Source organism: Mycobacterium sp. 050128 (genome assembly GCF_036409155.1).
In the GTDB taxonomy this organism is placed as follows: domain Bacteria; phylum Actinomycetota; class Actinomycetes; order Mycobacteriales; family Mycobacteriaceae; genus Mycobacterium.
In genome coordinates, this window is record NZ_JAZGLW010000004.1 from 1 (window position 1) to 20,238 (window position 20,238).

The following is a 20,238-nucleotide window of genomic DNA, read 5'->3' on the forward strand; positions in this document are numbered from 1 at the left end:
GATTAAGCGGGTGGAGATTTTGTCGGGGGTGCAGGAGCGGGTTCCGGTGTTGCCGGAGGTGGAGACTGCGGCGATGGCGGGGTTGGGGACGTTGCGGGAGATTGTTGATTATTTGCAGTCGTTGATGGTCCCGGTTGCTCCGGTGGCTGCGCCTGTTCCGGTGGCTGCGTCTGTGCCGGTGGCGGTGCCTGCTTCGGTGGTGTCGGGTGTGGATTTGGTGGGTGAGATGTTGGCGGTGGTGGCGGATAAGACGGGTTATCCCGTTGAGATGCTTGATTTGTCGATGGCGTTAGAGGCGGATTTGGGGATCGATTCGATTAAGCGGGTGGAGATTTTGTCGGGGGTGCAGGAGCGGGTTCCGGTGTTGCCGGAGGTGGAGACTGCGGCGATGGCGGGGTTGGGGACGTTGCAGGAGATTGTTGATTATTTGCAGTCGTTGATGGCCCCGGTTGCCCATAATGGCGCACCACCGATGCATGCCCCACCGCCGGTCCCCGCCATCCCCAACGGCGTTGTGGCGGGTGACCGCCTCCCTTTTGAGTTAGCCGGAGTAGCGATCGCGCGCCACGCGGTGCGCGCAATCGCTGCTCCGGCAAGCGGAATGGCGATGCCGGGCCTCTACAGCGCTGCCAACGTGGAGATTGTCGCCACTGCTCCGGGCGTCGGTGAGGCCTTGACCGCCATCCTTGGCACCCACGGGATCAGCGCCACCACGGTGACCGAGCCGAGTGCCAATGCCGAGGCCGTGATCCACCTCGGCGGGCTGCAGCAGACAACCAGCCGGGAAGAAATGCTGGCCCTCAACCGCGCGGTCTTCGCCGATGCACAACGCGTCGCCGCGCGATTTGAAGAGCACGGCGGCGTCTTTGTCACCGTTCAGGACACCGGCGGCACCTTCGGTCTGCTCACCGAGCCGGGCGTGCGTGCATGGGCCGGCGGCATCGGCGCCCTGGCCAAGACTGCCGCGCAGGAATGGCCAACAGCACAAGTCAAGGCCATCGATATCGCGGCCGGACGGCTGGCCCCGATCGCCATCGCCGAGCACATCGCCCACGAACTATTGGCGGGCGGGGCCGAGCTGGAAGTCGGTCTGGGCAGCACGCACGGACGAGTCACCGTCGTCGCCGACGCGGCGCCGGTGGCTGCCCACACCCGTCGCATCGACCACCGCGACGTGATTGTCGTGTCGGGCGGCGGCCGCGGTGTGACGGCCGCATCGGTGATCGCCCTGGCGGAACAGACACGGGCCGGCTTCGTGCTGATCGGGCGCACCGAACTCGGCGACGAACCAGCCGCCGCGCAGGGGTTGACAACCGACGCCGACCTCAAGCGAGCATTGCTGACTAGCGCTGCGGCACAAGGACTTAAGCTCACGCCCAAACAGCTCGAACAACAAGTGCAGCGCATCCTGGCGGACCGTGAAGTGCGCGCCACGCTTGCTGCCCTGACCGCCGCCGGCTCGCGGGTACGCTACGCCACGGCCGACGTTCGAGATGCGGCTCAACTCGGTGCGCTGCTCGACAGCGTGCGCGCCGACTTCGGGCCCGTCACCGGGTTGGTCCATGGGGCCGGTGTATTGGCCGATGCGCCATTGCACAAGAAGACCCTGGACGGATACGACCGTGTCTTCGAGACAAAGGTCGGCGGTCTGTGCGCCCTGCTCGATGCGACAGCCGGCGACGCGCTGAAGCTGGTCTGCCTGTTCTCGTCGGTGGCAGCGCGCAGCGGCAACGTCGGCCAAAGCGACTACGCCATGGCCAACGAGATCCTGAACAAGGTTGCCCTGGCCGAACAGGCCCGCCGTGGTCCCGACTGCCTTGTCCGCGCATTGGGCTGGGGCCCTTGGGATTCCGGGATGGTGACGCCCGGTCTCAAGGCGATGTTCGAGTCCCGGGGAATCTCTTTGATCCCGCTTGCCGACGGCGCAGACGCATTCGTCTCCGACCTGCTGGACGCACAGACGGCCAGTCCGGAGGTGATCCTCGGAGACGGCGTATTGGCAGGCGTGCCAACCCATCCGGTGCCCGCCGAGGGCCGGGTCGCACGTGTGGTGGCCCATGCGGCCCGCCAACCGTATCTGGTCGACCACCGCATCCAGGGCAACGTGGTCCTGCCCATCGTGCAAGCGCTGGAATGGTTTGTGCGGATGGCGCAGGCATGCCGGCCCGGCCAGCGCGTGGATCGTATTTTCGACCTCCGGGTGCTGCGCGCCGTGACGCTGCCCGACTTCGACCAACGCGGGGACGCACTGTTGGTGCGTTGCGCGTCGATGGACGGTCACCCACATCGGCTGGCGTGCACGTTGTCCGATGCTTCCGGATCGACCGCCTATTATTCCGCGACGGTCGAAATGGGCTGGGGCGCAACGGCAGTGCCGACTCTCGCAGCCGCGCCGGCCGGCGGCAAGCAGCTGAACCGCGATACCTGCTACACCAACGGCGCACTCTTCCACGGACCCGCCTTCCAAGTCCTCGAGAGCGTCGACTGCCAGGAGTCGTCCGCCACGGCCCCGTTGTACGGGCTGACGGTGGTCGGTTGGGCAGGCGAAGGCTGGGCGACCGATCCGGCTGCGCTCGACGGCTGCCTGCAAGCGGCACTGGTATGGAGCTTTGAACAGCTCGGGTCAAAGGTGCTGCCGTTGCGGGTGGGCGAGATCGTGCGCTACCGAGCCGGTGCGCTCGGCGATGGGTTGCGCTGCGTGCTCTCCAATGGCGTGGCAAAGAACAGCCGCGCCGTCTGCGACCTAGACCTCGTTGATGCGGACAACCATTTGGTGGCCAGCATCAAACGGCTTGAGATGTACCCCTACGGCAGCTGATCTCAACCGAATGCCGCGGAGTCGTCTTGAAATTTGAACCCATCGCGATCGTCGGTCAGGGCTGCGTTCTGCCCGGCGGCCTGAGTCCCGACGAGCTGTGGGACACGGTGCGTGCGGGCCGCGATGCGCTCGGCTCGGCGCAGCCCGGCTATTGGGGCGTATCGGCGGAGCATATCCTGCGCGACCCGAAGAACTCCGCCTTCCTGGACCACACCTGGTCGGACCGCGGTGGATATGTGCGTGGCTTCGATCCGGATTTCGCGCCTCGCGACCTTCTCCTCGACGTCGAGGCGCTCGACGGTCTCGATCCGCTGTACCTATGGGCCATCGAGGCGGCCCGGCAGGCCATTGAGGGCGCGGGCTGGCATGCCGGCGAAGTCCCGGGCTCGGCCGGGGTCGTCCTCGGAAACTTGAGCTATCCGACGAAGACGATGACGGATCTCGCCGAAAAGGTCTGGCGCGCAACAACACACCGGATCGACTGGCGTAATCGGTTCATGTCCGGTCTGCCCGCTCATCTCATCGCGAACGCGCTCGGCCTCACCGGGGGCGCCGCCGCTCTCGACGCCGCGTGCGCCTCATCGCTGTACGCCATCAAGCTCGCCTGCGACCGGCTGCACGACCGCACCGCGGATGTGATGCTGGCCGGAGGTGTCAACGGGGCCAGCGACTTGCTGTTACACGTTGGCTTCAGCGCACTGCAGGCGCTGAGCCGCTCGGGCAGGTCGCGTCCATTCCATTCCGACGCCGACGGTCTGGTGCCGGCCGAAGGCGCGGCGATTCTGGTGCTGCGCAGGCTGGAAGACGCAATCGCCGACGGCAACACCATATTGGGCGTCATCAGGGCGGTCGGCCTCAGCAACGACGGCCGCGGACGTGGTCTGCTGGTGCCCTCGCAGGAGGGGCAAGAACGCGCGATGCGGCTCGCCTACGAAATGGCCGAGCTTGAGCCGCAAGACATCTCCCTGATCGAGTGCCATGCCACCGGAACCGCGCGGGGCGATCTGACCGAACTGATGAGCATGGCACGCATTTTCGACGGTATGACGAACGTGCCGATCGGATCGCTGAAATCCAACCTCGGGCACTCCATCACGGCATCGGGTGCTGCTGGAGCCATCAAGGTGCTCGCGGCGATGCGGGCGCGAGTACGGCCGCCGACCCTGCACGCCGACGATCCGCTGCCGTATATCGCTGACTCTCCGTTCCGTCTGCTCACCGAAGCCGAACCCTGGCACTGTGTCGGACCACGCCGCGCCGCGATCAACAACTTCGGCTTCGGCGGCAACAACGCCCATCTGTTGCTCGAAGAATGGCTCGAACCTGCCAACAAGCACGTCGCCCATCCGCGATGGCCGGTGACGCCGACCGGAGCCGACGCTGACATCGCGATCGTCGGCTTGGGACTGCTCGTGGGCGACGGGCACGAAACCCTTTCGGTAGCCGAGCATCTGGCGAAGAACCAGCCGATTCCGCATCGCGACGACAGCGGTGCGGTACGGGCGCGGATGTCCGAGGTTTGCCTCGATCTTACTCAGACACGTTTCCCTCCAACCGATCTCAAGCAGACGCTGCCGCAGCAAATCGCCCTGCTCGGTGCGGCCATGAATGTCGGTGATCTGATCAAAGATCTTCCGCCGGACACCACGAGCGTTATCGTCGGGATGGGCTGCGACGCCGAGGTGACACGACTCGGGGTGCGTTGGCGGTTGGCCGGCGAGATCGATGACCCGGATCTGCTGGCGACGGCGCGCGACGCGGTGGTGCAAGGGTGGACAGCCGCCGGGGTCGTCGGCGCGATGCCCAACATTGTGGCAAACCGGTTGAACAGCCAGTTCGACCTTCGCGGACCGAGTTTCACGGTATCGCGCGAACAGCTTTCCGGCACCACGGCACTGGAGATGGCCGCCCGCGCATTGCGGCGCGGTGAGATCGACGCGGCCGTGGTGGGGGCGGTGGACCTCAGCTGCGAACCCGTCCACGAAGCGGCGGCCCGGGAGCTGCTGGGAGCCGGTGAGCAGATATCCGGTGACGCCGCCGTCGTGCTGGTCCTCAAACGCGCCGACGATGCACGCCGTGATGACGACACGGTTCTTGCCACCCTATCCGCGGGCCGACAACCGAACGGCGATTGCCTTCGGTTGGGCACCGCACCCGGCGCAACGGACCTCTCGCCCCTACTCGGCCACGCCCACGCCGCGTCCGGGCTGTTGCACGTCGCCGCCGGTGTGCTCTACGGCTTTCTCGGCGTACGTCCCGATGGCACGCAATGGTCGTCGCAGCGGCGAGAAGTCGTCATCGCGCTCGACGCGCTGGCCGGCCAGGAACAGCAGATCGTGCTGGTGCCACCGCCGGTCAACCAGCATGACGCCAGCGCGCTCGACGCACACCGGACCGTGACGGGATCCGGGTCGGGAAAGTCGACGTGGCTGCGTTTTCCCGGTCATCTTCCCGACGTTCTGCTACCGGAGAATGTTGTTGAGGTTGACCAGGATTCACGCTTGATCACCAGTAAAGGGGAGCAGCGCATGGCAACACATCTCCCGGTTCCCCCGGCTCTGCCCAAGGCCGAGGAGGCATTGGTGCGGGTGCCGCTGGGCGCGGCTCTCGCCGCGCAGACGCCGCCAGAGCCGCTGGCGGTCGCCTACCACAGCGACACGCACCCGGTCGCCACTCGGGGCAGCGTCCGCAACCGTCCTTCCCACAACGGTTCTGACCACAACGACTCCACATCCGCCCCGCGAAATGGTGGTACCGCCGCGAAGGCATTGGCGCCCAAAGAGATCGACACGCTGCCCCTTGCCGGCGCTTGCAGGGCGGTTCAGCCGGTTCGGCCCGCGGACAAGCAGGTTCCGGCGCCGACAGCCAAGCGCGCGCCGATTGGTCTTGCGCTGGACAATGACGGCCTGCGGGTGCACGCGTCGGGGAAGATCTCCGATATTTACGGCCAGGCGTTCACGGTGCAAGACAACTACCTTCGTCAAGTGCGGATGCCGGAACCGCCGCTGCTGCTGGCGAATCGCCTCCTGGGCATCGACGCCGTGCCGGGCCGCAACGGTACCGGAACCCTCTGGACCGAAACCGATGTCACCTCCGATGCGTGGTATCTGCATCAGGGCCGGATGCCCGCGGGCGTCATGATCGAGGCCGGGCAGGCCGACCTGATGCTCATCTCATGGATGGGCGCCGACTTCGCCAACAAGGGTGAGCGGGTGTATCGCCTGCTGGGCTGTGAGGTGACCTACCTGGGCGGCCTACCCGAAATCGGCGACACCCTGCGGTTCGACATCCACGTCGATGGCCACGCCCGTCAGGGCGACATTCGCATCTTCTTCTTTCACTACGACTGTACGATCGACGGTGTCGAGCGCATGTCGATGCGCAACGGCCAGGCCGGATTCTTCTCCGACGAGGAGCTGGCCGCATCCGGCGGAATCCTCTGGCGTCCCGAGGACGAGACGGTTGACGGTCCGATGGAACCGACGCCGTCGCAAACCTCGCGCACCTCGCTGTCTCGTGCCGACCTGGAGGCAATGGCGGGCGGCGAGATTTGGCGCACGTTTGGTCAGGGCTTCGAACGCGCGGCCAGCCACACTCGCACGCCCAGCATCGGCGGCGGCGAAATGTTGTTCGTCGACGAGGTAATCCAGCTGGATCTATCCGGCGGCCCGTGGGAGCGGGGCTACTTGCGGGCGGTCGCACACATCGATCCCGAAAAGTGGTACTTCGCAGGACACTTCAAGAACGACCCGTGTATGCCGGGCACGCTCATGTTCGAAGCGACCATGCAGACCATGGCGATCTACATGACTGCGCTCGGGATGACGCTGGAATGCGACGGTTGGCGCTTCGAACCCGTGCCTTTCGAGACATACAAGTTGTCGTGCCGAGGTCAGGTCACACCGCAATCGCGCGAACTGGTCTACGAGGTGTTCGTACGTGAGGTTCTCGCCGGGCCCGAGCCGACGCTGTTCGCCGACCTGCTGTGCACGGTCGACGGGCTGCCGGCGTTCCACTGCCGCCGGATGGGTCTGAAGCTGTCGCCCGGCTGGCCGATGGACCTGGGCGCCAAGGAGCTGGTCGGATACGTCGAGCCCGAACCCGTCGCTGAAGTCGACGGCTTCCGGTTCGACTACCAAGCGATGCTGGCAAGCGCTATCGCCAAGCCTTCGTTGGCGTTCGGCCCGCTGTTCGAGAAGTTCGACTCTCATCGCAAGGTTGCCAGGTTGCCCGGGCCGCCTTACCACTTCATGTCCGGGGTCACCGAGCTAGTCGGTGAGATCGGCGTGGTGAAGGCCGGTGCGGAAGTCGTCGTGGAGTACGAAGTGCCAAGCGATGCTTGGTATTTCGCGGTGAACGGGACACCGACGATGCCCAACGCGGTGCTGATGGAGGTCGCCCTGCAGCCCTGCGGCTGGCTGGCCAGCTACGTCGGGTGCCCGCTGAACAGCGAGAAGGATCTTTACTTCCGCAACCTCGATGGCACGGGCAGACAGCACCGCGAGGTCACACCGTCGACCGGAACCCTGCGGACCAAAGTCTCGCTGAAGAGCATCGCCCAGGCGGGCGGAACCATCATCGTGACCTTCGACGGTGAGATGCACGCCGACGAGGGGCTCATCTACACCTTCGACACGGTATTCGGATACTTCGGCCGCGAGGCGTTGCAACAGCAGGTGGGGCTCCCGGTCACCGACGAGCAGCGCGCCATCGCGCAGCGCCTATGCGACGCACCGGTCGTCGACCTTTCCGCGCGTCCGCACGAGTTCTTCGGCCCCGGAGCGCGATTGGCCGATCCAATGCTGTTGATGATCGACCGCGTGACGGGACGATGGCGAACCGACGGCGAGGCCGGCCTCGGGCGGTGGCGCGCCGTCAAGGACGTCGACCCGGCGGAGTGGTATTTCAAGGCCCACTTCTACCAAGATCCGGTGCAGCCCGGGTCGTTGGGTATCGAAATGATGCTGCAACTCCTGCAATTCGCGATGCTCGACCACGGGCTGGGCAAAGAGGCGGGACCCTCGGCACGTTTCGAACCGGTGGCGCTCAACGATGCGATCACCTGGCGCTATCGCGGACAGATCGTGCCGACGAACAAGCAGATCATGTCCGAACTCGAGATCACCCGCATCGCGCGCGGCGACGAAGGCATCCTGGCCGTCGCCGATGCCTCGCTCTGGGTGGACGGCAAACGGATCTACAGCGCGACCAACCTTGGCATGCGCATCACACGCCATGTGCCGCAAGGACAATCGGAAGCCGGGATCGGCTCGTCGGCGACGGCACCCCCCTTACCCACAACGGCCACGGCGTCACCGCCCTCGACGGCCCAGGCCACGACGGTGGAGACGACCATCGATCCCGCCACCGACAGCTGGATCACCGACCACTGCCCGACGTATGTCATTGCGTCCCTGCCGATGATGTCGGTGCTGGACCTGTTGGCGCAGGCGGCCAGCCGCGCCGCGGGCACGGCCAAAGTGGTCGAGGTCACCGACTTGCGGGTGGATCGCTGGATCATCGTGGATTCGCCCAAGCGGCTGCGGGTGGTCGTCGAGCCCGCTTCGCCCGGACGTTTCGAGGGCCGGCTCGAGGTGTGGCGCGACGCAGCGAAAGCGGCGTTGTCGCGCTGGGAAACTCACGCCCGTGCCACGATCGTCACCGCGCAGCAGTACGCCGGCGCACCCGCGACTCCGGCTGCGCTGACCGGCGCGGTGCCCTTCGCCACCCCGTACGCCACCAGTGCGGTGTTCCACGGGCCCGCATTCGCAACGCTGACCGACGGCGCCCGGATAGGGCGCAACGGGTCGTCCGGGACGCTTGCGGTCGAACTGTGCAAGGTTCCGGCGGGGCTACAGCAGCCGGGACTCCTCGACGGTGCGTTGCACATCGTTCCGCACGCCGCAATGAGCGTATGGACCACCGACAGTTGTGCCGTCGAGTCGTATGTGGACGCGGCGGACCCGACCGTCGCATTTCCAAGTCGGGTCGTGTGGGCCCGGTTCTACAGTGACGCCCCCACCGCAGGCACGGTGGACGTGGAATCCCGTTTCGTCGGTTTCGACGACGACGACGGCCGCATGCCGGTCATCGATCTGTGGCTGAGCGTCGCGGGCAAGCCGTGGGCGTACCTTCGGCTCGTCGAAATCCTGCTGTCCAAGGGGCCGCTCGCCCAAGCCGGGGGCTTGAAGCGCCGGGCGTTCCTGGCCGAACGGCGGGCCGTGCCCGCAATGTCGCTGAGCGAGCGGCTGGACGTTGGCGTGGTCATGCTCGACTCGGTCCGCGCGGCAACACTGGACTGGTTCAAGGGCACCCTGCACGCGGTGTATTGCACCGACAGCCAAGGGGATTCGCTGCTCGTCGACATCGCGGCCAAAGAAGCGGTCGCCGACGCCGCCCACAACGCGATACACCCCTCGCAGGTTCTCCTCGTCGGGGGTCAGGTGAGCTGCCCGGCGCTGCCGCTGGAGCGCATCCGGGTAGAGATCGAGCAACCACGCCAGCGGGCGTGCCGCGTCAGCGCGTCGTTGCAGACGGACTGGCGCCCGGTGCGCGACCGGTGGGCCGACACGCTCGGGATGCAGCGGGACGGCTTCGCAGATGTGCTGCACGGGGCCCTGTTGTCGCGCTATGTCCGGCATGTCGTCGTCGCGGACCCACCGGCAATGGCGGCGATTCAGGGCCGTCCGGTGCTACTGCTGGGCAACCACCAGGTGCAGATCGAATCGTTGTTGGGCACCACCATCGCGTCGTGGCTGACCGGCACGCAGGTGGTGCCGATCGCTCATGCCAAACACGAAAACCGTTGGATCGGTCAGCTATTGCGGCTGCTCGACGCGGTGGCGGGCCGGGAGCTGAGCACCATCCGATACTTCGATCAGCAAAACCCGCAGCAGTTCCTCGGCCTGGTCGAGAAAATCAAGAGCGATGTCGCCGCCTACGGGGTGTCGACGATGGTGCACGCCGACGGGACTCGGCATGTGCACTCCGGTCAGCGCGTCGAGAGGCTGACTTCCACCTTGCTGGATATGGCGATCGAGATGTCACTGCCGATCGTGCCGGTGTACTTCGCCGGGGGTTTGCCCGAGGATCCGGTGAGCCACAAGCTTGAGGTGCCGTATCGCCAAGCCGCGCAGGACTATATCTTCGGCCGCCCGATCATGCCCGAGGAGCTGAGCGCGTCGCCGTACGCGCACCGGCGACGTCTGGTCATCGACGCCATCAACGAACTCGCTCCGTTCAGCGATGCGCCGAACCCGCCAAACCCGGTTGTGGAGAACCGAATTGCCGCCGCCGCCCCGGGTGCGTCGCCCCTGGAGTCGATATGGGCCTGCATCGAGGACGCCCTGGATTCCGTGGGCGTGAACTGGCGCGAGATGATCAGCGCCGAGCAATGGACGGCGGCGCTGGCGCGTCAGTGATGGTGACCGTCCATCGCCTCCGGGGAACCGCCCATCATCCGTACCATCGGCATTCCCCCGGACGTGACGAATCGGACGACCAGTACCGCCGCGACGACGAGGAAGACGATATTGAGCCAGGTGGTGTAATTCCACGAAATCGACGCTTCCATCACCGTGGCGTTGCGCTCGGCCGGGATGAGGTTCGTTGTGCCGAAGAGCAATTCGACGAGATACCCGGCCGCAGCCATCGAGGCGTAGAAGGTGCCGAGCAGTGTCAGCATCATTCTGGTGCCGTAGTACTTCCGGTAGATGTTCAAGATCGGCAGGATCAGCAGGTCGGCGTAGATGAAGGCGATCACGCCGCCGAAGCTGATGCCGCCGTTCCACAGCACCGCGGCCAGCGGCACGTTGCCGATCGAGCACACGAAGGACACCATCGCCACGACCGGCCCGACGATCGGCCCCCACACCGCAGCCCAGCCGGGGTCATCCGCCAAAAAGAAACCTCGCCAGAAGCTTTCGGGCACCCACGCCGCGATGGCGCCGGCGATCAACAGGCCCAGCACCAGGTCCCGCAGGATCGCCAGCCATTCCATCACAAACACGTGCGAAACCGACGTGAAGCCCTCTGCGGAAAACAGGCGCTGGGTAAACGAACCTTCCCTGGTGATGGACATGTCCATGGCGGCATGTCCTTCCATCGATCCGGCGATGCCCCGCTCGGCCTGCTCGCGCGCGGCGTCGACGAGGCGGGACCGGACGAACAGCCGGAACAAAACAGCCAGGATGATGATCATCAGCGGGCCGCCGACGAACTCGGCCGCGGTGAACTGCCAGCCCATCAGCAGCGCCAGGATGATTCCCAACTCGACCACCAGGTTGGTGGAGCCGATCTCGAATGCCATGGCCGCGGTGAAATGCGCACCCTTGCGGAACAACGAGCGGGCCAAGGCGACCGCCGCGTACGAGCACGACGACGACGCCGCCCCCAAGCCGGCCGCTATCGCCAGGGTGCGCGGACGATCGTCGCCCAACAGCGCCACGATCGTCGAGCGCCGAACCACCGCCTGCACCACCGCCGACAGCACGAAGCCGAGAATCAGTGCCCATAAGATTTCCCAGGTCATCGACCCGGCCAGGGCCAGGGCATGCTCGATTGCGGCCAGCGCCTTGCCTGTCATGGGCCCGCTTCCTCTCCTCGGCGTCGATCATCGCGTATGCGCCAGCGCCGTGCAGCGACTAGTTGTGGGACCAACGTGCCGATCACCGGGCGATATTGGCTGGTCAACGATATCGCCGATTCGCCAACGTGGCCGACAGAGAACGGGTAGGTTCCTCGCAGTGGAGGTGGTCATGACCGCGGGTGCTCGCTCATGTCAGCTCAGCGCGCCGGCGCCGATACACCCGGCGCCGGAAAAGCGCGAGCAGACTGGATCGTCGCTGAACCGCGCGGCGGTACACTTCGTCGAACAAAGGGTCGAACAGAGGGTGGAACGGATCGTCGGAGTGCAACTCGGCCCGGTCGCGCAAGCCATGCGGTCGCGGGTTGGCGTTGCCGCCGCAGGCACCCGCCGCACCTTCCAAGTCTTCTCATCCAGGGTGGTGCTGCACAGATAGAAGTTCGTATCGGTTAGTGGGCATGGGGTGGTGCCGCGACAAACCAGGCTGCGGCATCCCGTGGGGGACGTGATGCGCACCAATATTTGAAGAATCAGAAGGGTAGCGTTATGTCCGTTATCGAGTCCTCCATCCCGGCAGTGCTGAGCGAAAATGCTCGCCGGCAGCCTAATGACACGGCATTCACATTCATCGACTACGACGTGGATCCGAAAGGCTTCGCCGAAAGCTTGACCTGGTCGCAGCTGCACCGACGCGCCTTGACCGTTGCCGCGGAGCTGCGGCGCTGCGGGACGACCGGCGATCGGGCGGCGATACTGGCTCCGCAGAGCCTCGACTACGTCGTCGGTTTTCTCGGGGCGTTACAGGCAGGCTTCATCGCGGTTCCGCTGTCGGTCCCGCAATTCGGCGCCCACGACAGCCGCATTTCATCGGCGCTACAGGATTGCACCCCCGCCGCAATTATCACGACGTCCGCCGCCGTTGATGGGGTCGTCAAATATGCGGAGTCTCACGGCGGATCGGCCGCGCCGACGGTCCTTGAAATTGACTCACTCGACTATTATTCGGCCGGCGAAATCAGCCCGGCTGAATACTCGCATCCCAAGGAAGCGTATCTGCAGTACACGTCGGGGTCGACGGGCCAGCCCGCCGGTGTCGTGATCACTCACGAGAACGTGGTGACGAATTGCCACCAGCTCGAGTCGGGCTTGTTCGACGTTTCCGGGCTGCCGGAAACGCTGGTGTCGTGGCTGCCCTTCTATCACGACATGGGGCTCATCCAGGGGATCTGTTTCCCTACGGTATGGGGACGTCCCGCGGTGTTGACGAGTCCGATCTCATTCCTGATCGAGCCGGCCCGCTGGATGCGGTTGCTGGCGAGCAATCCCCGGCCGTTCTCCGGAGGACCGAACTTCGCTTTCGATCTGGCGGTGCGCCGAATTTCGGACGACGACATGGCCGGGCTCGACCTGAGCGGCGTGGTGGGTCTGGCCAATGGCAGTGAACGGGTGCAGCCGGCATCGATCACACGCTTCATGGAGCGTTTCTCCCGATATGGCCTCCCCGAGACGGTCGTCCGGCCTTCCTATGGTCTGGCCGAGGCGACGCTGTACGTCGCCAGTGCGAAGACGGGGCAGGCGCCCAAATCCGTGCGCTTTCAGTACGAGCAGCTGTCGGGCGGTCAGGCCACACCGTGCACCGAGGAGCAGGGCGGCAGCGATCTGATCAGCTACGGCGCCATGAAGTCACCGCTGGTGCGAATCGTCAACCCCGACACCAAGGCCGAGACGGCGCCCGGTGTGATCGGAGAAATCTGGGCGCACGGCCGCAACATCGGCAGCGGGTACTGGCGCAATCCGGAGCGGACCAAGCGCACGTTCGGTGCCCGGATCACCAACCCCTCCGCGGGCACACCCGAGGGTCCCTGGCTGAGGACCGGCGACTTGGGGTTCATCTCCGACGGCGAACTGTTCATCATGGGCCGGCTCAAGGATCTGCTCATCGTGGACGGCCGTAATCACTACCCGGACGACATCGAATCGACGATCGGGCAGATCACCAAGGGCCGGGTGGCGGCGATTTCGGTTGCCAACGACACCACCGAGCAGCTTGTCGCCATCGCGGAGGTCAAGAACAAGGCCGGCTCCGACGAGGACGCTCAGCAGAAACTCCGCTCGATCAGGCGCGATGTCGCCGCCGCGATTTCCAGCGCACACGGCGTGCGTATCGCCGATCTCGTGCTGGTGGCGCCCGGATCGCTTCCGCTCACGACGAGTGGCAAGGTGCGCCGGTCGACGTGTGTCGAGACCTACCGGCTCGAGGAGTTTGAGCGTTTGGATGTTCCGGCGTGACGTCGGCCGGTCCTGATGAGGCCGGGGGGCTAGAGCGCTGGTTGATCGACTATCTCGTTAACGAGATCGGTTGTGATCGTGAAGATGTCGGTCTCGATGCGGCGTTCAACGACTTGGGGGTGGGCTCGCGCGATGCGGTCGTACTCTCGGGCGAGTTGGCGACATTGGTCGGCCGGGCGGTCTCGCCGTTGGATTTTTGGCAGCACCCCACGATCAACCAATTGGTGCAGTTTCTGACCACACCCGAGTCGGAGTTCGAGGCGCAAGCCGAGTCGGCGGATCGTGGTTGGGCCGACGAGCCGATTGCCGTGATCGGGTTGGGATGTCGTTTTCCCGGTGACATTTCAGGACCGGATGCGTACTGGCGGTTCCTTTGTGAGGGTCGTTCCTCGGTAACCGAGGTGCCCGCGGACCGATGGCTGCCGTTCGACGACGGCTCGCCGGAGATCACGAGGGCGCTGGCCGGCACCACTCGGTGGGCTTCGGTGTTGAGCGACGTCGACGGATTCGACGCCGAGTTCTTCGAGATCTCCCCGCACGAGGCGACCGCGATGGACCCGCAGCAGCGGTTGTTGCTGGAGGTCGCCTGGGAAGCGTTGGAGCATGCCGGGATTCCCGCGGAATCACTGCGTCGTTCGCAGACCGGTGTTTTCGCCGGCGCGTGTGCGACCGACTACGGGTATCTGGCCGGAACCGATCTCTCTCGAGTCGACGCGTGGAGCAACATCGGCGGCGCGTTGAGCATCATCGCCAACCGGCTGTCGTATTTTCTGGATCTTCGCGGCCCGTCGGTGTCGGTGGACACGGCCTGTTCGTCGTCGCTGGTGGCCGTGCACCTGGGATGTCAGAGCCTGCGCACCGGGGATTGCGATCTGGCCATCGCCGCTGGAGTGAACCTGCTGTTGTCGCCGGCCATCTTCCGCAGCTTCGACGGGGCCGAAGCGTTGTCGCCGACGGGGCAGTGCAAATCCTTCGACGCGGATGCGGATGGATTCGTCCGCGGCGAAGGTTGCGGCGCGGTGATACTCAAGCGAGTCAGCGACGCTGTGCGCGACGGGGATCGGGTGCTGGCGGTGCTGCGCGGATCGGCGGTCAATCAGGATGGCCGATCGAATGGGCTGATGGCGCCGAACCCGGCTGCGCAGATGGCGGTGCTGCGCGCGGCGTGTGCCAACGCCGGCGTCGCGCCGCACCAGGTCGATTACGTCGAGACCCATGGAACCGGAACGCTTTTGGGCGATCCCATCGAGGCGCGCGCGCTGGGTACGGTGCTGGGCCGCGGGCGCAGCGAAGACGGTCCGCTACTGATCGGCGCCGTCAAGTCGAACATGGGTCACCTGGAGGGCGCGGCCGGAATCGCCGGCCTCATCAAGGCAGTGCTCGCCGTACACCGCGGGCATATCCCGCCCAACCTGAACTACCAGACCCCTAACCCGCATATTCCGTTCGACGAGATGCGGCTGAAAGTCGTTGCCGAACCTACGGATTGGCCGGACACCGGGCTGCCGCGACGGGCGGGGGTGTCGTCGTTCGGCTTCGGCGGCACCAATGCGCACGTGGTGATCGAACAGGCCGCCGAGACGGATCCCGTTGCATCTCAACCAGGCCCGGCGGTGAGCACCCTGGTGCTGTCGGGCAAGACGACCGAGCGGGTGAGTTCGCTGGCCTCGGCGTTGGCCGACTGGATGGACGGTGACGGCGCGGATGTGGCGTTGCCCGATGTAGCGCACACGCTCAATCACCACCGGTCCCGGCACCCCGTGTTCGGCACCGTGTGCGCGCGCGATCGCAAGCATGCGATTGTCGGCTTGCGCGCGCTGGCCGACGGCACGCCGGCGGACGGTGTGGTGGCCCCGCAGCAGGGAACGTCGCGGCCCGGCACGGTGTTCGTGTATTCCGGCCAGGGCTCGCAGTGGCCGGGGATGGGCCGCCAGCTGCTGGCCGACGAGCCGGTGTTCGCCGCGGCGGTCGCCGAGCTGGAGCCGATATTCGTTGCACACGCCGGGTTTTCGCTGCAGCAGGTGCTGACCGACGGCCAGCCGGTCACCGGCATCGAGCGGATTCAGCCGCTGTTGGTGGGTGTGCAGCTGGCGCTGACGGCATTATGGCGCTCGTATGGCGTCGAGCCGGACGCGGTGATCGGGCATTCGATGGGCGAGGTCACCGCGGCGGTGGTGGCGGGCGCGCTGAGCGTTGCCGATGGCTTGCGAGTGATCTCCGTCCGGTCGCGATTGATGTCGCGGCTGTCCGGTCAGGGGGCGATGGCGCTGGTGGAGTCCGATGCCGCGGCCACCGAGGCGCTGCTGGCCGATTACCCGCAGGTGAGCCTCGCGGTGTACGCCTCGCCCGGCCAGACGGTGATCGCCGGGCCGCCCGATCAGGTCGATGCGGTGATGGCCGTCGTGGCCGACGGCGACCGGCTGGCCCGGCGCATCGAGGTCGACGTGGCCTCCCATCACCAGATCATCGAGCCGATCCTGCCCGAATTACGTTCTGAGCTAGCCGATTTGGTCCCGGAGACGCCGGCCATCCCGGTGATCAGCACCACCACCGACCCCGGCGACGACACGCCGGCGTTCGACGCCGACCACTGGGCGGCCAACCTGCGCAACCCGGTTCGGTTCAGCCAAGCCATCGCTCATGCTGGTAGCCAAGCCGGTGGGTCCCATGCCACCTTCATCGAAATCAGCCCACACCCGTTGCTCGCCCACGCCATCAACGACACCCTCGGCGCCGGGGACTATCGGATCGTCAGCACGCTGCAGCGCGACGCCGACGACACCCTCACTTTCCACACCAACCTCAACGCGAGCCACACCGGCCATCCGCCCCAGACCCCGCACCCGCCCGAACCGCACCCGGCCCTGCCGTCGGCGCCCTGGCACCACACCCGCTACTGGATCGGCGCCGCGGAGCATCGTGCGCAGCTGCCGGCCCGCGACTCCGAGACAGCCGGTAGCCGAACCGTTTCGGTGCATCCCCTGTTGGGTGCGCACGTGCGGTTGCCGGAAGAGCCCGAACGTCACGTCTGGCAGGGCGAAGTCGGCACCGCGGCACAGCCGTGGCTCGCAGACCACCAGGTGCACGGCGTGCCGGCCCTGCCCGGGGCCGCCTACTGCGAGATGGCGCTCGCGGCGGCGCGCGCGACGCTCGGTGACGCGTCGGAGGTCCGCGACATCCGATTCGAACGGATGCTGCTGCTCGATGGTGAGACGGCGCTCAGTGCCGACGCGTCGGTCCAGGCACCCGGCCTGGTGTCCTTCGAGGTGCAAACCGATGAGGACGGTGAGTACACGCGGCGGGCCGCGGCAACCTTGCAGGCCATCGACGAGCTGGGCCAACCACCCGTACACGATGTCGCCGCGCTGCTCGCCGCCCATCCGGACCGGATCGACGGGACGTCGCTGCGGGAATGGTTCGACAACCGCGGAGTCCGGTTCGGCCCCGCGTTCGCCGGCCTGGCGGCCGCGCACACCGGCAACGCAGCGACCGGCACCGTGCTGGCCGAAGTCGCAGGACCCGATCAGGTTAACCTGCAGCACAGCGCTTTTCGGGTGCACCCCGCGGTACTCGATGCCTGCTTCCAGTCGATCGCGGCCCATGCACACAGCGGCGATATCGCCGAGGGCAGTCTGCTGTTGCCACTGGGTGTCCGCCGGCTGCGCAGTTACGGGTCGCTGCGCGGCGCCCGCTACTGCCTCAGTCGGGTGACCGAGGCGAACCAGTTCGGGATGGAAGCCGATCTCGACGTGTTCGACGAGAACGGGACCGTCCTGCTGATCGTGCGTGGGCTGCGCGTGGGCAGCGACGTCTCCGAGAGCGGCGCGCGCCAGCGACTGCTGGGCGAGCGCCTGCTGGCGATCGAGTGGGAGCCGCGCGACCTACCCGCCGCCGAGAGCGCTGACGCCGGGAGCTGGCTGTTGCTGGCCGACGACGATGACCCGTTGGCCGCCCAGCTCGCCGATGCACTGAAAAGCGAAGGCGCCCAGTGCGACATCGCCGGACAACTCGGCGTGCCGCTGGGCGACGTCACGGGTGTGGTGGTGCTGGCCGGGCCGCCAGCCGCCGCCTTCGAGGAGCAGTCCCCGGCCCGCGGCTGCGAACAGGTGCGACGGCTGGTGGGGATCGCCCGCACGCTGGTCGAAGCGTCCGAAGAGCCGGCCCGGCTGTATGTCGTGACCCGCGACGCCCAGACCGTGCTGCCCGACGACCGGCCCAACCTGGACCAGGCGGGCCTGCGCGGGTTGATGCGGGTGATTTCCGCCGAAGACGCCGAACTGCGGGCGACCCAGATCGATATCGATCAGGGAACCGACGCCGCGCAGGTGGCACGCCAGCTGCTGGCCGGATCGGACGAGGACGAAACCGCCTGGCGTAGCGGGCAGTGGTACACCGCCCGGTTGCGCTCAGCGCCGTTACGGCCCGACGAGCGGCGAACCGCCATCGCGAACCATCAACTCGACGGCATGCGCCTGGAGATCCGCACGCCCGGTGATCTGGAAGGCCTGGAACTCGTTGCGTTCGAACGCACCGCACCGGGGCCGGGGCAGATCGAGGTCGCGGTCACTGCGTCCAGCCTCAACTTCGCCGATGTGCTGATCGCCATGGGCCGATTCCCCAGCGTCGACGGGCGTCAACCGCGCCTCGGTATGGACTTCGCGGGCGTGGTGACCGCGGTCGGGCCTGACGTCATCGACCATCAGGTCGGTGACCGGGTCGGCGGCGTATCCGAAAACGGCTGTTGGGCAACGTTCGTCACCTGCGACGCCAAACTTGCCGTGACACTTCCGCCCAGCCTGGACGCTGAGCAGGCCGTCGCGGCCACGACCGCCTACGCCACCGCCTGGTACGGCCTGAAGGAGATGGCCAGGATCAAGCCGGGGGAGCGGGTGCTGATCCACTCGGCAACCGGCGGAGTGGGCCGGGCCGCAATCGCGATAGCGCGGTTGGTCGGGGCGGAGATCTTTGCCACGGCGGGCAGCCCGCAGCGCCGTGCGTTGTTGCACGACATGGGCATCGAGCACGTCTACGACTCGCGCAGCACCGAATTCGCCGACCTGATCCGCCGCGACACCGACGGTTACGGCGTCGATGTCGTGCTCAACTCGGTCACCGGTGCGGCCCAGCGCGCCGGCTTCGAACTGCTGGCCATCGGTGGACGGTTCGTCGAGATCGGCAAACGCGACGTCTACGGCGACACCCGGCTGGGTCAATATCCGTTCCGCCGCAACCTCACTTTCCACTACCTCGACCTCGCGCTGATGGCGGCCAGCCACCCCCAGCAGGTGGGGGAGCTGTTGCGGACGGTGTACCGGCTCGTCGGAGACGGTGAACTGCCGCCGCTCGAGCACACCACCTATCCACTTGTCCAGGCGGCCACGGCAATTCGCGTAATGGGTGCGGCCGAGCACAACGGCAAACTCGTCCTGTCCGTCCCGCGCGAGGGGCACAGCACCGTGTTGGTACCCCCGGAGCGGGCCACCGTGTTCCGCGGCGACGGTGCCTACATCATCACCGGCGGCCTGGGCGGGCTCGGGCTGTTCCTGGCCACCGAGATGGGCAAGGCAGGCTGCGGCCGGATCGTGCTGACCGCGAGGGCCAACCCAACTCCCAAGGCGCGGCAGGCCATTGACCGGATCCGCGCCGGCGGGGCCGACGTCGTCGTGGAGTCCGGCAACATGGCCGAGCCCGACACCGCGGCCCGGGTGGTGGCTGCGGCCACGGCCACCGGGCTTCCGCTGCGCGGGGTGCTGCATGCCGCGGCGGTGGTTGTGGACGCCACGTTGGCCAACATCACCGACGAGCTGATCGACCGTGATTGGGCGCCAAAGGTTTACGGCGCATGGAACCTGCACCGCGCCACGCTGGGCCAGCCACTGGACTGGTTCTGCTGTTTCTCCTCCGCGGCAGCGCTACTGGGCTCCCCAGGACAGGGTGCATATGCGGCAGCCAACAGTTGGGTGGATGCCTTCACGTGGTGGCGGCGACGCCAGGGCCTGCCGTCGCTCGCTATCGCATGGGGGGCATGGGGCGAGGTCGGGCGCGCCACGCACCTGGCCGACGGCGGGCGCACCACCATGATCGCCCCCGACGAAGGTGCGCGGGCGTTCGAGGAACTCCTGCGCTATGACCGCGGCTACACGGGGTACGTCCCGATGACCGGTTCGTCCTGGCTGGCCGAGTTGGTGGCACGCAGCCCGTTCGCGCAAGCCTTCCAGCACGCGGGGCAGCACCAGGCCGGCGAGACCACGTTGCGCACCGAACTACGGTCACTACCACAGGACGAATGGCCCACCCGGCTTCGGCGTCTGATCACCGAGCAGACCGGTCTGATCCTGCGTCGCACTGTCGATCCAGAGCGCCCGTTCGTCGAACACGGACTGGACTCGCTGGGCAATCTGGAGCTGCGGACCCGCATCGAAGCCGAGATCGGTATCCGGGTTACGCCGAAGGCCATTGCCACCCACAACACGGCTCAGGCATTGAGCGTCCATCTGGCCGAGACGCTGGTGGCAGAGAAAACGTAGCGGCAAAGCGGCCGTAGCCG

The 20,238-nt window shown here is 66.6% G+C and carries 5 protein-coding genes; 4 read left to right on the top strand and 1 reads right to left on the bottom strand.

Features of this window, described 5'->3' with window-relative positions:
- Together SKC41_RS23505 and SKC41_RS23510 are read left to right on the top strand one after the other, a co-directional pair.
- Positions 1-2,818 (top strand): SDR family NAD(P)-dependent oxidoreductase (locus SKC41_RS23505; protein WP_330980110.1); only part of this gene is annotated, 2,818 nt, incomplete at its 5' end.
- A gap of 26 nt (positions 2,819-2,844) precedes the next feature.
- Complete coding sequence (locus tag SKC41_RS23510; protein ID WP_330980111.1) at positions 2,845-10,239, top strand: beta-ketoacyl synthase N-terminal-like domain-containing protein; 7,395 nt, start codon at positions 2,845-2,847, stop codon at positions 10,237-10,239.
- Here the strand turns inward: SKC41_RS23510 and SKC41_RS23515 are convergent.
- Positions 10,233-11,402, bottom strand: a complete 1,170-nt coding sequence (locus tag SKC41_RS23515; protein ID WP_330980112.1) for a permease — start codon at positions 11,400-11,402, stop codon at positions 10,233-10,235. The genes SKC41_RS23510 and SKC41_RS23515 overlap by 7 nt on opposite strands.
- 546 nt (positions 11,403-11,948) lie before the next feature.
- Between SKC41_RS23515 and SKC41_RS23520 the strand changes: the two genes are divergently transcribed.
- Both SKC41_RS23520 and pks2 read left to right on the top strand, forming a co-directional pair.
- Positions 11,949-13,691: an AMP-binding protein gene (locus tag SKC41_RS23520; protein WP_330980113.1), complete on the top strand. Its 1,743-nt coding sequence runs from the start codon at positions 11,949-11,951 to the stop codon at positions 13,689-13,691.
- Positions 13,688-20,218 carry a sulfolipid-1 biosynthesis phthioceranic/hydroxyphthioceranic acid synthase gene (gene pks2 / locus SKC41_RS23525; protein ID WP_330980114.1) on the top strand — a complete coding sequence of 2,177 codons (6,531 nt, stop codon included), beginning with the start codon at positions 13,688-13,690 and terminating at the stop codon, positions 20,216-20,218. The genes SKC41_RS23520 and pks2 overlap by 4 nt, the downstream gene beginning before the upstream one ends.
- Positions 20,219-20,238 lie beyond the last annotated feature (20 nt).